The sequence below is a fragment of the Planococcus beigongshangi genome, from assembly GCF_016820495.1.
Classification (GTDB): domain Bacteria; phylum Bacillota; class Bacilli; order Bacillales_A; family Planococcaceae; genus Planococcus; species Planococcus beigongshangi.
On record NZ_JADHDU010000009.1, the window covers coordinates 1 to 14,406 of the forward strand.

Genomic DNA, 14,406 nt, shown 5'->3' on the forward strand with positions numbered 1-14,406 from the left:
ACCGCTTCTTCCCGGCCGCAGCATTTCTTATACTTCTTCCCGCTCCCACACGGACACGGGTCATTTCGTCCGACCATGTCATCCCCTCGATTCATCAGCTTTTCTTCCATCGTAGCGGGGTTTGGCGAGGGTGGCAAGAGGGCGTGTTGCTTTCCCCAGAGAATTGGGCATTCCTTTTCCAGCAGTTCCTAGATTGTCCTGTATCGCGAGCAATTATGAATACTTAACTTCTCAGATAAACATACGAAAGCCGAATTCGTTAACCCTTGAGGTGAATGAATTCGGCTTTTTCATCATGCAATTGTAGTTAATAAATTGAATTGGGTTTGGCACAGGGAGACGACACTTATTTTTTTGATACAATTGTAGTTGATAAACTGGATTGAATTTGACAAAGGTAGGCAATGCCATATAATTTTTATTTTTCTTTTGGTAGCGCTTTAGATAATATATTTTATTAAAGAGTAGAAAAATTGATTTCTTCAATAAATTTCGGTACGCCTGTATACTCCCGAAAATCTTCTACCGTGAAATATTCTTTAATTAAAGATTTATTTTCACTAGTTAATCGATCCCATTCATTTCTCCAAACTTGAAAGGCCTCCCAAGAATAGCCTATATATTTTTCTTCGCTCATTTTCGAAAATGAATAGTGCACTAGTTTAAGATAGTCTTCTTTAAAATCCTTTCTAGACATTGAAATACTAGCTCCAAATTCTACTAACCAATGAGCTAAACTAGTGTACTGATTCCAAGCGTTGTCTTCTTTAGTAAAACCTTTTTTTCGCTCCAATGTTTCTAAAAGAAATCTCTGCACTTCTTCATCATTAAAACTCAACCCAGTTAAAGTTATTCTTGATAAAATTATATTTAAAGAACTATTTAACTTAAGAAATTCATCCTTGTATTTACTCTGACCATAAATAATATCATTTATCTTTGCCGCACTCTTAACAATTTTATTAGCATCTATATATTTTATATTTAATTCATTGAAAAAGTAATTCAAATCTACATTATCAATAACTGTGATACCAAAAGTGCTAAAATAATAAATCTTTAATTTGTCGTCTACTTTTTCACGAGATACATAATATATATCGCTACTTCTTAAGTTAGTATGTTTAGAATACTTTGATTCGTTTAAAATTCTATTTAAATTAAAATCATTCAATGAATAACCAATTATTACCGTAGTAGTTTCTTGCAATAGTGTATAAAACTTCCTTGATATATAAGTTTCTTTATGTTGGAATTTAAAATAATCATCTTGTGTAACTACTAAAGATTCAGGAAATAATATTGAGCCGTGAATATGATACAAATTTCTAGTTTCAAGTAACTTTGAAATTGGCGCACCCTCTACATACACTCTACTTTTGTTAGGTAATATAAACTTATTTAGTAGTTGATCATAATTAGTTGTTACTATATTAATGTTTGGGGTATTCTCTAGAAAAAATTGTTGCACAGTTTCTAAATTTTCTTGATTAATTGTATTTTCATTTACACTACTTTCTATTATATTACATATTTCTTCTCTAAAATTTAATCCTCTTTTTTTATATTCTTCTTGAATAATTTGCGCTGTAACAGTCAAGTCAAAATGACTTTCCAAAGTTTTTTCATCTTTCGTTGTGTAGAAAAGAGTGTTAAATAAACTTTCATCATCTTTTATATCTACAGTTTTCTTCAATAATTCAATCCAACTTGGAGCATTTCCATCGGTTAGATATTTACTAAATCCAGAACCTATAAAAAAAGTTAGAGAGCCACTAACCATTGAAGTAGCAATATCTAAGAAGTGTCTATCTTCTTCTAATTTTTTATTCATCTCATTCTCTACTCCCGTTTTTTATATTTATATAATATTTGCGTTATTGAAAATCACAACGAAATAATAGCCCCAATATTTATGCACCGTTTGTAGTATAAATTATTTTTTTATAGTCAGAATTGTTTTTTTGAGATGTAGTCTCTATTTCATCACAACTGACTATCAAGCTAAAATGATTTTATGAGTCAGTTCGTCTAAAAAACTCTCTTGGGGCGTGTTTGTTCTTTCAAAAAGATTTTCTTTCATTTTTGACAAAATAAAAATAAAATCTTTGTCCTGCATTGGAAGTATTAAGTTCTTATTATCCCTGTAATAGTCTGCACATCTCTGAAAGAGTACCTCTTCGTTATTACAAGTACGAAATACCATGAAACCTACTTTTCCTCGATTTGGAGAAAATCTTCCATTCAATTGATCTAGTTCAGGATTCGCCACATCTTTAGTATAATTTTTACATTCAACAAAAATATAAGCTGAGGGAATATCCTTTACCGTCTGTAAATTAAAGAAAAACCCTCCTTCTGCTGCATTATTGTAAGCTAGGTCTATTCTCTTTCTTCCTTGGTTTATTTCTTGCTCTTTTACAGGATTTGTAAGACTCGGATAAAACAAAAAATTCATACAAGCAATAATATGATCATGAAATCTATTTGCATCCGATGTTCCAGTTCTAATTTTAGAAAAACCTTGAATAAGTTCATTTATTATACCCAAGTAGAATTCATCACTGTGATTCTCAAGTATTTCTTCATTTGATAATGAGGCTAATTTAATTTTTGCTGAAGCTTTGAATGCATCAAAGTAATCCGGGTGTCTTCTGGTAAATGTTCTTAAAAAACTTTTACTATAAGCATTATACTTATCAGCAACTTCTTCTTTAACAACAGTAGTTTTTATTTCTCCACTTTTCAAAGTTCTTCTTTTTACTAAACTAGTGTTTAATCGTAATTCTTCACTCACCAAAAAATGTAAAACAAAATGACGTGCATAATGGTCAGAGTCGTAATAAAAGCCCCTTTTTCTACATACAATAGACTTGGGTACTAGAAGTATTGGTTTTTCATCTATAACCAACATTTCTTCATAACTCGCTTTCCATTCCAGATTTTCTGAATCCCAATACTCTCTTGTAGCAATCTCTTTTTCTAATTTTATGCCATATAAGTCACACTGGCTTTTAGTATATTCGATAAGGTGTTTCCGGATTACATTTGTACATAGATCTGATATTTTGTCATGAGAGATATTTTCAACAAAAATTTTTATTTCATTTACACTAGAAATCAAACCATCCTCTAATGCATTGCTATCTAGAATATACTGAAATAACTTTGTAGCATCATCGTCCCCAATACTCTTCCCTTGCACACCTTCCTTTGATAATCCTAAACACGTTTCATAAGGCTCTGTAAATTTAAAATTCTTTTGTACTTCATCGATTTCTCCATTTCTGAATTGCGCTAAAATATATTGAAAGAAACTTTCAAGCGTAGAATTTGCTTGTTGCGACCACCTGTCCTCTCTAATAGATAGAAAATACGGATCTAAAAAAAGTGGCATATCATTATTAAAATCAATATCTACAAAATCTAATTCATTTTGTTTTCTGTTTAAATTGAAATATTCGCTTATTTTCATCTATTCCACCCCTAAATCATTAAAATTACAAAAAACCCTTTAATGCCAAAGCAAATTTTGCTATATTCTTCTCTTATAACTCTAAAAGCCGTTCCCTCAATCCCTCATCACTCGCATAAATATAAAGCCCCTTTATCCCCCTCTTCATCAACACATTTATAGAATTCAATATAATCTGTTCTTTCGCTCTTTCAACATTCTCAATGCCATCTTTACCTCTGAAAGCTTCGGTGTCGCTATATCTTTCAGTAAGGATCTTCAAGCAATCATTTTGGTCATCGTATGTAACGGATGGTCCCAATATCACTCCTACATAATTCAGATCGAAGCCCTGAATCGTATAAATGGATCCCGCTTCTTTGATTGTCTCCGGCTTTTCGGCCCAGGTGTTTTTGGTGTCGGTTGAGTTCCAGGGGATTTCCAGACTGTCTTCTCTGATGTAGTACTGCTCGCCGTCTTTTTTATGTTCATAGTCGAATGTCGAAACCACTCTGGAGAGGCCGTGTTCTTTATTCTTTTCCACTATGGCGTCATGCATTTCCTTGGCAGAGTCGAATATTTTAAAGTCATACAGCTCATCTTTTGGTAACTCCAGAATCCGCTTCTCTACAAAATTATCGATCCAGTCGATCACATCATCTCCAGCATTCATGCGGAACTGTTCTCTTAAAACGTAGGGCTCTTCTCTTTGATAGCCTGACACTATTTTCTTGAGCCGCTCCTTGTCCCAACAGCTTTTCAGTTTTAAGACCTGTTTTTCATCGTAGACGACGATGACGACTTTGCTGTGCTTGATGATTTCTTCCAGTTGATTGTTTTCATTGAATCCATTAAAAGCATCCGCTCTGCTCAGCAATAAATGCGCTTCATCGACCAGGACAACATCTGCTTTTTTAGCAGCATTCTTCTGCTTGTTAATGAAGCTTGTAGGCTTGTCAAAGTTATTCTTTTTAAGAAACTTCACATTGGCAGCGATGTTTTTATAGGTTTTCAGCATCTCTGAATGATTGACTAGCAGATAATTCTTCGTATTATGAAGGTTAGAGTTTTTATCAGCTGCCAGCTCTTGGATGCTGTTGAACACGGAACTCAGGACTACGCTCTTCCCTACACCGGCTTCGCCCTGGACCATGAAGACAAATGTCTCATCGTCATCGATATGCTCTTCGCATACTTCCAGAATCTTCGTTTTGAGCTCAAGTTGTGTCATCGTCAGCTCTTTAAAAGGAGAAAGCTTAAAGAGGTCCCTGTTTTCAATAACGTGGGCAGGGTTATCTACCATCTTTCTTTTCAGGAGTTCTTTCCATATATCATTGAATATCTCTTTGTCGTAAAATTCCTTGTTGTGATAGTTGTGCGTAACGCTTTGCGCAGTCTGGCTCTTGTTCTGCAGCTTGTAGCGATCATCGCCCAGGAAATAATTTATGAGTTTGGTTTCGATATTATAAGTAGCGGACCGGTGGAATTCTTCATGGATGATGAGCGTCATCTTCTCTAACTTCTTCCGCTCTATATTATTCAAATGAGATTTCATGCGGTTTTTAAACGCCACAGTCTCTCCTATATATACCGTCGTATTGTTGTTCAGAAAATAAACGACCGGATAGTCGAAGTAAGTATCGTTCTTGATACTTTCCAATGAGTTTTTAGAAAAATCCCAGGTTTTTAATTGGATCATCCCCATATGAATTCAGCCTCTCTGGAGCGAAAAATTTAAATTTGAAATTTAATATATGTAAAAGCGCTATCAATATTCAATAAAAAATAAATTAAAAAGCACACACAAGTGTCAATGTCTTAATATTAGCATTATTTAACTTTGAATTGGCTACTTTTGGAAAGTTTAGCGTCACATAATTATCAGGCTATTCTCTTGGAGGAAAGCTCTTAAGTACTTACAACTACCGGTCATTTATTTAAAAACAAAAACAAGCTCACATGGGCGTGCGCTTGTTTACGTATACTCTTATCCTACACTTCATTAATGTGCTATTTATAAAGCAGAGCCAATTTCATCCCCAACAAACCACTCATAAGCCATCCTCGAAATCTCCGCAATCGGCTCATCCCCCTTATAATCCAAAGAACCGCCTATCGAATACACCGTAATGACAAACGCGCCTTTGTCATCCGGCAGTTGAACAATCCCCGTATCGTTGAATAAGGTCCCTAGACTTCCCGTCTTATTCGCTACTGTTGTGTTTCTCGGCAATGAACCGCCAATGCGCTGCTGGTAGTGCTGTTTCAACAGGATTTCATAAATGGCTGAAGAACATTCTTTGGAAACAAACTCACCCATCGCAATTTTCTCCATCAGCAGCGTCATGTCCTTCGCTGTGCTGGTATTGCTTTCGGGGCTTTCCTGGAAAACAATGCTTTCCCAATCATATTTCCCTTCTTCCAAATCGCGGATGATCTCGTCTGCCATTTCTTCTGTATGCGGCAGTCCCGTTTTGCCGGCGCTCCAGCTCAGCAAATCCCAAATGGAATGCTTGATATGTATATTGTTCAGCCCGGTGCTCTTCATTTTCTCTTCGACTGCTTCTGCTCCGCCGACCAGATCCAATAGTTTATCCGTCGCCTGATTGTCGCTGACGATGATCATCATCGTTGCGAGGTCTTTGATGGTCGGCTGGATGCCGCTGTCCATCGCCTTGAATACGCCGGACCCCGGCACATGATCTTCGTCCAGCATCTCAATCCGCTCGTTCAAATCGATTTCGCCCTTCTCCGCTAGGTCATACAATATTACGATAATCGGCACTTTCACGACGCTGGCCATTTGGAACAGACGGTCTCCTTCTATATTTACTTCTTCCTGCGTTTTCAGGTGTTTGATCGAGATGCCGAATTTCGCATCGATTCCGCTTATGTATTGTTCGATCCTTTGCTGCAGCTGCATAGTAGCCTCTCCCTTTGTGTAGTTGTTCCGCTGAATATGCTTCACTCCATCATATTACCAAATATTTTTTAATTTCGGACAACTTATCGCCTTTATTCGCGTCTAATGGGTACATAGTAAGTAATAGGATGATTTCGGATTACATATAGAAAGGGGTGTAGTTATGAAACATTTACTGGGCACAGGAAGTCTGGCGTTGGCGCTGCTGTTGGGTGGCTGTGGCGGACAGGAGCCGGAAGTGCAGATTCCTCCGGGGTCCGATACGAATGTGACGGCAGAAGATCCGGAAGATGTGGAGCAGGCGGAACAGCCGGAAGAACCGGTTAGTGAAGAAATGGATCCGCTGGCATTTTTCATGGAAGATGGCACGGTTGCGCATTTCAAAGGAGACGGCAATGAGTTTGCTGAGCTTACGGTACGGACGGAGCATTTGGACGAGGATCATATCGCGCTTTACGAAGATAATGGCGGTACGGTCATCTTGAAGGTGTATCGCCTGTCGGATGACCGCGTGGATCTGGTCAAAGAAGAGCCTGAGTTTTACGACGAGTACAACCCAACTCCGGAAGAGCTGGAAGCATTGGAGACCATCTCCACTTACCTGGAGTTCCCGCTCGAAGAAGGCAATACGTTGGATGACCGGACGGTAGTCCAAACCGGCGCAACAGTGGAAACGCCTTATGAAACGTTTGAAGACGCCATCGTCCTTGAAAGCGAAAGCTCTGAGAATGCGATCAACCGATGGTATTTCGTTGAAGGCTACGGCGAAGTGAAACGGGAGTACATTGCGCAGGAAGATGGAGAGGAATTTAAGGTGACTTCTTCTTTGGAATCGATTGAGTGAGCGAGACCCGCGCGTGTTGCGCGGGTTTTCTTTTTAAAGACGCAATATTCGACTTCATGAGCAGCACGCAGCCGCTTTATCCAAATCCCTTTCCCTGATCCAGATTTGTCCATCTCTGATGTCATATTTTATATTCGCTTCATCCATGCGCTGAATCTGATCTTCTGATGTATCAGACCAGTCAATATAATAGGTTGCTGAAGGATTACAACCTGATAACAGCGTCAGTGAAACAAAGCCGGTGACCAATAGTCTCTTCATTTAAAAACCTCCCTTTAATAAATTCCATTTGAATCTGCTATGTACGACTGATTGTCTTCTGAATTGTTTCATTCGTTTTGTGGTACACGGAATCCTTTATTATCTCTATCCCTTCTATATATCAACATTTATTTATTGATAAACAATAAATACCGTGCTATATTCAACTTAAATAAAAACCAGAACGGAGTGGCTACGATGACAATTAGACGTGCTTCGACGATCTTTTTGAAAGCCGTGCTGTTGTTTGTGGCCGGTGTGGCGCTTGCCTTGTGCGTATTCGGCTTGCCGGGGATGGCTGCAATGGATGCCAAACTGCATCCGGAGACAGCGTACCTGCAGTATCCGTTTCTGATTGCGGCCTATATTTTCTTCACGCCATTTTTCATCGCGCTGTACCAAATGTTCAAATTGCTGACGCTGATCGACCGGGGCCAGGCGTTTTCGGATGCAGCCGTGAAAGCATTGAAGGCGATCCGGCATTGTGCGTTTGCGATCATCGCGTTTATCGCACTCGGTGAACTGGCGACAATCGTGCTGATACGAGGTGAGGACATCACACATATCATCACGATCGGCGGCATCATCACAATCGGCTCAGCGGCGGTGGCGCTCTTTGCCAGCCTGCTGCAGAAGCTCGTGCGTGATGCCATCCGGATGAAAGCGGAGAATGAATTGATTGTTTAATGGATATGGTTTGGAGACTCCTTCTGTTGAGGGAGTTTTTTTATTCGTGGGGTGACGATAAATTTAAAGGCTTCCAATTACGGAAGCCTTTTTAATTCCTTTAATTGTTAATAAAACTCTATAAGCTATATGGCCTGATTACGCAAAATTCGCCCCGAACCAAAGAAAGAAAGCGATGACGGAACTGTTCAAAACGGTTAAGATCAAGGCGAAAACAGCGATGCCTTTCTTCTCGTATTTATTGGAAAAAGTTATTACCGCAAGAATGATGGAAGCGATTAAAGTTATAAACATAAAGATGATAATGAAATCACCGATCTGTTCCGAAGTATTAGCAGCGATTGGGTCTAAAAGAACCATGGAAAGAGACGTCAGTAAACTGAAAACCAAAAAGGCAAAACTTCTCCACGAATATTTTTTATGCAATTGATCTCCTCCTGTATAGTATTGAAAGAATTGAATATTTTTGTAAATTTATATATTTTCAGTTTATCATGATTTTACATATAGAGGAATTACGTTCTACTTGTCGAACTAATTCAGTGACAGAAAATTGTTCGAAAATGGGAGGGGAAATAGTGAAGCCGAAGATGAATAGGAAAGATTTGATGGGTGACGACGACATCTGGAACGCGGTTAATATGATGCTCAGTGAACAGGATTACCAAACAGAAGACGCTAAAGTGTATGAGGCTTTTATAGTACATCAATATTATTCGGAGCTGGAAAGCGGCGGGCACGAAGCGCTGCTCAATTGGGCGCAGGACTGGATCAAAGATGTAGGCATAGAGAAATACAGGAATGACTTGGTAAGCAGTCTCCAAAAGATCGGCGCGCATGAGTATGCGGCAATCGAACGGAGTCACTTGGAGGAATTATGGAAGCTGCACCTGGCGCTGGAAGATGATGAGTCGGTTGAGGAAGATTATTATAAAAAGATCGAACTCATGGATGGCGCGTATTACGGGTTGGACGGAAAGCTGCAGGGTTTGTTGGAGAAGTACTTTGTTGAGATACATACGGAATTAATTGATGTGGTGGAGGGATAAATTTTGTCGCAAGGAGGCTAAAGATATGGATTTGTTATTACCCATCCTATATATAGCAGGAGTCAGTTACGGAATCATCACTTTCATTACGGAAATGAAAAAGAGGCCCGATGCGAAGAAGCATTACCTAGGGCTTTCAGCCGCAATTGCGGTTTGCTGCGGGGCTGCGTTTTTGATGATGATGTTATGAGAAAGAAACCGTTTTGAATTGACGGAACAATATTTATACCCCAGTCCAAATTGGACCGGGGTATTTTGGTACGCGGTTTAATGCTTGTGGGGACGATTCGTTCCTATTGCTAAAATTTCTTAGTTGTTGGATTTTGTCTCCCAGATAGCTGAGTTTATCTCACAGATAGCTTGTTTTGTTTAACGGATAGCCGCTTTTATCTAACACATAGCCCAGTTTATCTCACATTTGCCCTCGCAAACGCCATTCCTCACTTTCTACTAACCCCTTACAAAAAGGACAAGGGCTGATTGCTCGCAGTCCGCCGGAGCGGACTGCTGGGGGCGGGGCTGCAGCCCCCGCCCGTTAAAATCCGACCAGGTTTTATCTCTCGCCCTTTTGTTTAACGGATAGCTGAGTTTATCTCACAGATAGCATGTTTTATTTAACGGATAGCCGCTTTTATCTAACAGATAGCCCAGTTTATCTCACATTCCCTCCTCGTTAACGCCAGTCCCCACTTTCTACTAACCCCCTCCAAAAAGGATAAGAGCTTGATTGCTCGCAGTCCGCCGGAGCGGACTGCTGGGGCGGGGCTGCAGCCCCCGCCCGTTAAAATCCGACCAGGTTTTATCCCTCGCCCTTTTGTTTAACAGATAGCTGAGTTTATCTCACAGATAGCATGTTTTATTTAACGGATAGCCGCTTTTATCTAACAGATAGCCCAGTTTATTTCACATTCCCTCCTCGCAAACGCCAGTCCCCACTTTCTACTAACCCCTTACAAAAAGGACAAGGGCTGATTGCTCGCAGTCCGCCGGAGCGGACTGCTGGGGCGGAGTTTAAATCTCGTTTCTTTAATTTATTTCACCTGTTCTTCTTATCAAATAGCCCCATTCATCTCACATTNTTCACATTCCCTCCTCGCAAACGCCAGTCCCCACTTTCTACTAACCCCTTACAAAAGGGACAAGGGCTGATTGCTCGCAGTCCGCCGGAGCGGACTGCTGGGGCGGAGTTTAAATCTCGTTTCTTTAATTTATTTCACCTGTTCTTCTTATCAAATAGCCCCATTCATCTCACATTCCCCGCCTCCCAAGCTCTCGGTTTGGCATTCCCCCACCCTCTTTTGCTACACTGATGAATGGAATGAAACTGTTTTAGATAGAAGGAGCGATTCATATGCAGAACTTAACAGGAAAAAACGCGCTGATCACAGGCGCCGGAAAAGGTATCGGACGCGCAACAGCGATCGCATTTGCTGCGGAAGGCATCAATGTTGGACTGGTTGGGCGCACGCCTGAGAATTTGGAGAAAGTGGCTGCGGAACTCGAGCAGTACGGCGTGAAAACGGTATTTGCCGCAGCGGACGTTGCGGACATGGACGCAGTCAATGCAGCAGTTGAACACATTACGGCCGAATTCGGGCCGATCGATATTCTGATCAACAACGCCGGCATCGGCAAATTCGGCAAGTTCCTGGAACTGTCGCCTGAACAATGGAAAGGCATCATCGACACGAACCTGATGGGCGTTTACTACGTAACACGCGCAGTCCTGCCGCAGATGATCGAACGCGAATCCGGCGACATCATCAACATCTCATCGACTGCCGGTCAAAAAGGCGCGCCGGTGACAAGTGCTTACAGCGCTTCAAAATTCGGTGTGCTGGGTCTGACGGAATCGTTGATGCTGGAAGTGAGAAAGCACAACATCCGCGTCAGCGCATTGACGCCGAGCACGGTTGCGACGGACCTGGCGTTTTCCGAGAACCTGACAGACGGCAATCCGGACAAAGTCATGCAGCCGGAAGATCTGGCTGAAATCATGGTGGCCCAGTTGAAATTGCACCCGCGTGTGTTATTGAAATCAGCTGGCCTATGGTCAACAAACCCTTAATCCCAATCAAACAGGAAATGCCTCCCCAACTCAATTGTCGGGGAGGCATTTTTGATTTGATTTGCATAAATTTTACATAAACGTCCCGAACCACAGACCTAGCGTCGTGCCGATATAGTTGCCGATGACGTAGCCGATGGTGCCGACGACGAGAATCGGACCGATGAGATCCTTCCAGCCTTTGGCGATGGCCATGGCGGCAGCTGTCGTCGGGCCGCCGACGTTGGCGTTGACGACGAGCAGGATTTCCTCCAGGTCGTATTTGAGAAGCTTGCCGGCCGTCAGCGACACCAGCAGGTTGACGGTGACGATGATGGCGACGAAGACCAGGAGCAGCGGCGCGTTCTGGATGATCAGCGGAATCGACGCCGGAATCCCGATGACGACGAAGAACAGGTAGATCAGGAATGTGCCGAGCTCCTGGCTGCCGTTGATGCTGTCGAAAAAGCGCGGGAAAAAGGCCAGCGCCAGGAACGTCAGCGTCGTCAGGATCAGATAGAGGTCACCGAACAAGCCGTTCAGCAAATTCCAGCCGAAATTCACATCGTCTCCGGACGGAATGACGCCTGCGAAGAATTCGGAGATTTTCGTTGCCAGGACGAACAGCAGGAATGCCGTCCCGAGCGATAAGGCGATGTCTTTCAATGAGATGTCCTGTCGTTTCCAGAAGCTTTCGGCATTCGTTTTGCTGCCGTCTGTCGCCATATCCTTCTCCACTTGCAGCACATGCGGATGCGGATAGCGTTTTCTGAAAAACCCGAATGTCGGGATTGCCATGAGTGTGACGATGACAAGCGCCATCATCAGGTTATCGGCTACGACCGTCGCGGATACGAGATCTTCCGGTGCATCGAATTTCGCCGTCATTGCGGCAAAGTTGACGCCGCCCCCGACGTACGAAGCACTCATCATCCCGCCGATGCGGTCGAGAAATGGAATGGTGTCTTTCAATAAGAAGAAACTGATGATCGTTCCGGCAATCGTCCCGATGGAACTGATCAGGAAGATGAGCAGCATGCGGCCGCTTTCCTGCCAGATTTTCTTGAAATTCACATGGAATAGCAGCAGCGGGATCGCCAGCGGAATGATGAACGCCCAGATGGCGTCGTAAACGGGCGATGCCGTCGGAATGATGCCTGTGTTGGACAGGATGATCGCGGAAACGAGTGCGATGATTGCGCCGGACAATTTTCCGGCCCAGCTGTATTTCTGCTCCAGTACGATACTCATAGCGGCGACTATGACAATGATGCCCCAAAGTGTGACGAGGTCATCCGGTTTGATCAGTGAATTTTCCATATCAACTTCCCCCTTGTCTAAGCAGCGATTATTTTCGTTTGATGACCCGCATCGCATTGCTGTAACTGATGGCTTCGATTTCATCGTCCGTAAAACCGCGTTTCGCCATCCGCTCCAGCAGCGCCGGAATCATGGTGACATCTTCAAGCCCTCTGGTCGTGCCGACCGAGCCGTCCCCGAAATCATAAGGTGCGAGATAATCCAAAAAATCAAAGCCGAACCCCAGGGAGTCGATGCCGATACGATCTGCGATGTAGATGGCGTGGTCGATGAACCGGTCCACAGTCGGATTTTTCGGATCAATGAATTCCCAGTAGGCGTTCAGTCCGACGATGCCTCTTTTCGAAGCGATCGCCTCTAATTGCTCATCCGTCAGATTCCGCTCATGATCGCAGATGGCGCGGGCATTGCTGTGGGAGGCGATGAGGGGTTCTTCGCTATGGTAATAAAGGTCCCAAAACGATTTCTCATCAAGATGTGACACATCGACCAACCAGTTCAGCCGCTCCGCTTCACGCACAGCTTCTTTCCCCCATTTCGTCAGCCCCGGCGTCCGCGGCGGAACCGGTGCTCCCGTGCCGCTCGCAAAAGCGTTCGTCTCATTCCATACGAGAATCATATGGTCGATGCCTTTTTCCTCCATTTCATCGAACCGCTCCATCAACTGCATCTTGTCCGTTTCCAGAAAAGTGATGCCTTCCAGCCCTATGATGATATTGATCTTATCGGCCAGACGGGCTTCGATGAAGTCTGTGTCGGCCTTGCATAGATTGACATGCTTCGACTGCGCAAAATCATCCATGACGTATTTGTAGATTTCCCGCACGCGCTCAAGCGGCTGCTCCCTGAACTGGGGCTCCACCCAAAGCACGCATATCATCGTATCGATTCCCCCCGCTTTCAGCCGGGGATAATGCAGCCGGTCGAATACATGCATTTCGCCGTGCTTCTTCCGCCAGGCAATATCCGTAAACAGGTCGGAATGTAGGTCCACTACTTTCATGATGCTCCCCCTCCTCTTATGTACCAGACTTCTATTCTTTATAAATGGAAATTATATCAGCACGATTATAGCATTAAAGGAGAGAGAAGGCAGGGTTCGAGTCTGAATATTTCGTGATATGAATAAATAGAAAGAGCCGCAGGAACGCCCCCGCAGCTCTTTCAATAATTTTATGATCCCATCTCCAGCAATTCGATCAACCGGATCACCTCTTCGTCTTCACCGACTTCGATGGTGACCACTTCCGTGTCGGTGATCAGCCCTCTGTAGAAATCTTTGCCTGCCGGATTCTCACCGTCCCAGCGGAGCGGGACATTATACACGTTGATCGTGCCGTCGCCGTTGCCGCTGTAAGTGACCGAACCATCAACAAGGCGTGAGCCGGCCAATTGGATGACCTCTTCCGGATACTCGGCGCTCGTTTCATCGTCCGGATTCAGCGGCGTGCCCAGCGGAATCTTCTTCACATACAAGCCGTCGATTTCCTGGTTCGCCCCTAATTGCAGCCAGACGCGGGCATATTCGATTTCTTCACTTGAATAGGCGTCGAGTGCGGAGCCGGCAGTTTCGGTTGAATCTGTGGAATCAGCGCTTCCATCCGTTTCTTCCTCTTCTTCAATGTCTATGGTCGCTCCGTCTTGTTCCTCTGTTTCAGTTTCTTCGGCAGGAGTGGTTTCTGCCGGTAATGTTTCAGAATCCGAGTCATCCCCGCAGCCCGCGAGCAATGCGACAGCCGCACTGAAATAAAATATCTTCATTATTTTTTTCATCATCTTTCCTCCTTTTTCCGTAAGTCTGGCTGTTCAATCAAACAGTAT

At 43.1% G+C, this 14,406-nt stretch carries 15 protein-coding genes; 5 read left to right on the forward strand and 10 right to left on the reverse strand.

What is annotated here, in order from left to right:
- The 5 genes from IQ294_RS16465 to IQ294_RS14380 form a co-directional block, all read right to left on the reverse strand.
- Positions 1-110: SEC-C metal-binding domain-containing protein (locus IQ294_RS16465; RefSeq protein WP_349291374.1), on the reverse strand; the 110-nt coding region annotated here is incomplete at its 3' end.
- Positions 111-457: 347 nt separating this feature from the next.
- On the reverse strand, positions 458-1,834 hold the full coding sequence (locus IQ294_RS14365; RefSeq protein WP_203334753.1) for an SIR2 family NAD-dependent protein deacylase: 1,377 nt from the start codon (positions 1,832-1,834) through the stop codon (positions 458-460).
- Positions 1,835-1,999: 165 nt separating this feature from the next.
- Complete coding sequence (locus IQ294_RS14370; protein WP_203334754.1) at positions 2,000-3,475, reverse strand: DUF8370 family protein; 1,476 nt, start codon at positions 3,473-3,475, stop codon at positions 2,000-2,002.
- Positions 3,476-3,548: 73 nt separating this feature from the next.
- The gene (locus tag IQ294_RS14375) at positions 3,549-5,159 is read right to left on the reverse strand and encodes a DUF2075 domain-containing protein (RefSeq protein WP_203334755.1); all 1,611 of its coding nucleotides are present in this window, start codon (positions 5,157-5,159) and stop codon (positions 3,549-3,551) included.
- 309 nt (positions 5,160-5,468) lie between these two features.
- Positions 5,469-6,377 carry a serine hydrolase gene (locus IQ294_RS14380; RefSeq protein WP_203334756.1) on the reverse strand — a complete coding sequence of 303 codons (909 nt, stop codon included), beginning with the start codon at positions 6,375-6,377 and terminating at the stop codon, positions 5,469-5,471.
- Between the two features lie 163 nt (positions 6,378-6,540).
- On the opposite strand from IQ294_RS14380, the gene IQ294_RS14385 reads away from it, so the two are divergent.
- Positions 6,541-7,221 (forward strand): hypothetical protein, encoded by a 681-nt coding sequence (locus IQ294_RS14385; RefSeq protein ID WP_203334757.1) that lies wholly within the window; start codon positions 6,541-6,543, stop codon positions 7,219-7,221.
- Positions 7,222-7,275: 54 nt separating this feature from the next.
- On the opposite strand, the gene IQ294_RS14390 is transcribed toward IQ294_RS14385, so the two are convergent.
- Positions 7,276-7,482 carry a hypothetical protein gene (locus IQ294_RS14390; RefSeq protein ID WP_203334758.1) on the reverse strand — a complete coding sequence of 69 codons (207 nt, stop codon included), beginning with the start codon at positions 7,480-7,482 and terminating at the stop codon, positions 7,276-7,278.
- Positions 7,483-7,680: 198 nt separating this feature from the next.
- On the opposite strand from IQ294_RS14390, the gene IQ294_RS14395 reads away from it, so the two are divergent.
- Entirely contained in the window at positions 7,681-8,169 is a 489-nt protein-coding gene (locus IQ294_RS14395; protein ID WP_238942858.1) for a DUF2975 domain-containing protein, read from the forward strand.
- Between the two features lie 138 nt (positions 8,170-8,307).
- On the opposite strand, the gene IQ294_RS14400 is transcribed toward IQ294_RS14395, so the two are convergent.
- Positions 8,308-8,595 (reverse strand): hypothetical protein, encoded by a 288-nt coding sequence (locus IQ294_RS14400; RefSeq protein ID WP_203334759.1) that lies wholly within the window; start codon positions 8,593-8,595, stop codon positions 8,308-8,310.
- A gap of 152 nt (positions 8,596-8,747) precedes the next feature.
- Here IQ294_RS14400 and IQ294_RS14405 point away from each other — a divergent pair, with 152 nt between their 5' ends.
- From IQ294_RS14405 to IQ294_RS14415, 3 genes are all read left to right on the forward strand, one after another.
- Entirely contained in the window at positions 8,748-9,218 is a 471-nt protein-coding gene (locus tag IQ294_RS14405) for a DMP19 family protein (RefSeq protein WP_203334760.1), read from the forward strand.
- 25 nt (positions 9,219-9,243) lie between these two features.
- Positions 9,244-9,408, forward strand: coding sequence for a hypothetical protein (locus tag IQ294_RS14410; protein WP_203334761.1), 165 nt, complete (start codon positions 9,244-9,246; stop codon positions 9,406-9,408).
- Positions 9,409-10,569: 1,161 nt separating this feature from the next.
- On the forward strand, positions 10,570-11,286 hold the full coding sequence (locus tag IQ294_RS14415) for a 3-ketoacyl-ACP reductase (RefSeq protein ID WP_203334762.1): 717 nt from the start codon (positions 10,570-10,572) through the stop codon (positions 11,284-11,286).
- A gap of 72 nt (positions 11,287-11,358) precedes the next feature.
- On the opposite strand, the gene IQ294_RS14420 is transcribed toward IQ294_RS14415, so the two are convergent.
- The 3 genes from IQ294_RS14420 to IQ294_RS14430 form a co-directional block, all read right to left on the reverse strand.
- Positions 11,359-12,585, reverse strand: coding sequence for a DUF819 family protein (locus IQ294_RS14420; protein WP_203334763.1), 1,227 nt, complete (start codon positions 12,583-12,585; stop codon positions 11,359-11,361).
- Positions 12,586-12,613: 28 nt separating this feature from the next.
- Positions 12,614-13,588, reverse strand: coding sequence for a dipeptidase (locus IQ294_RS14425; RefSeq protein WP_203334764.1), 975 nt, complete (start codon positions 13,586-13,588; stop codon positions 12,614-12,616).
- Positions 13,589-13,758: 170 nt separating this feature from the next.
- Positions 13,759-14,358 (reverse strand): hypothetical protein, encoded by a 600-nt coding sequence (locus IQ294_RS14430; RefSeq protein ID WP_203334765.1) that lies wholly within the window; start codon positions 14,356-14,358, stop codon positions 13,759-13,761.
- Positions 14,359-14,406: the final 48 nt, after the last annotated feature.

Coding starts and splice junctions, on each gene's coding strand:
- IQ294_RS14410 (WP_203334761.1), top strand. CDS start 9,244: ATGGATTTGTTATTACCCATCCTATATATAGCAGGAGTCAGTTACGGA.
- IQ294_RS14415 (WP_203334762.1), top strand. CDS start 10,570: ATGCAGAACTTAACAGGAAAAAACGCGCTGATCACAGGCGCCGGAAAA.
- IQ294_RS14390 (WP_203334758.1), bottom strand. CDS start 7,482: ATGAAGAGACTATTGGTCACCGGCTTTGTTTCACTGACGCTGTTATCA.
- IQ294_RS14430 (WP_203334765.1), bottom strand. CDS start 14,358: ATGAAAAAAATAATGAAGATATTTTATTTCAGTGCGGCTGTCGCATTG.
- IQ294_RS14420 (WP_203334763.1), bottom strand. CDS start 12,585: ATGGAAAATTCACTGATCAAACCGGATGACCTCGTCACACTTTGGGGC.
- IQ294_RS14380 (WP_203334756.1), bottom strand. CDS start 6,377: ATGCAGCTGCAGCAAAGGATCGAACAATACATAAGCGGAATCGATGCG.
- IQ294_RS14365 (WP_203334753.1), bottom strand. CDS start 1,834: ATGAATAAAAAATTAGAAGAAGATAGACACTTCTTAGATATTGCTACT.
- IQ294_RS14385 (WP_203334757.1), top strand. CDS start 6,541: ATGAAACATTTACTGGGCACAGGAAGTCTGGCGTTGGCGCTGCTGTTG.
- IQ294_RS14425 (WP_203334764.1), bottom strand. CDS start 13,588: ATGAAAGTAGTGGACCTACATTCCGACCTGTTTACGGATATTGCCTGG.
- IQ294_RS14375 (WP_203334755.1), bottom strand. CDS start 5,159: ATGGGGATGATCCAATTAAAAACCTGGGATTTTTCTAAAAACTCATTG.
- IQ294_RS14370 (WP_203334754.1), bottom strand. CDS start 3,475: ATGAAAATAAGCGAATATTTCAATTTAAACAGAAAACAAAATGAATTA.
- IQ294_RS14395 (WP_238942858.1), top strand. CDS start 7,681: ATGACAATTAGACGTGCTTCGACGATCTTTTTGAAAGCCGTGCTGTTG.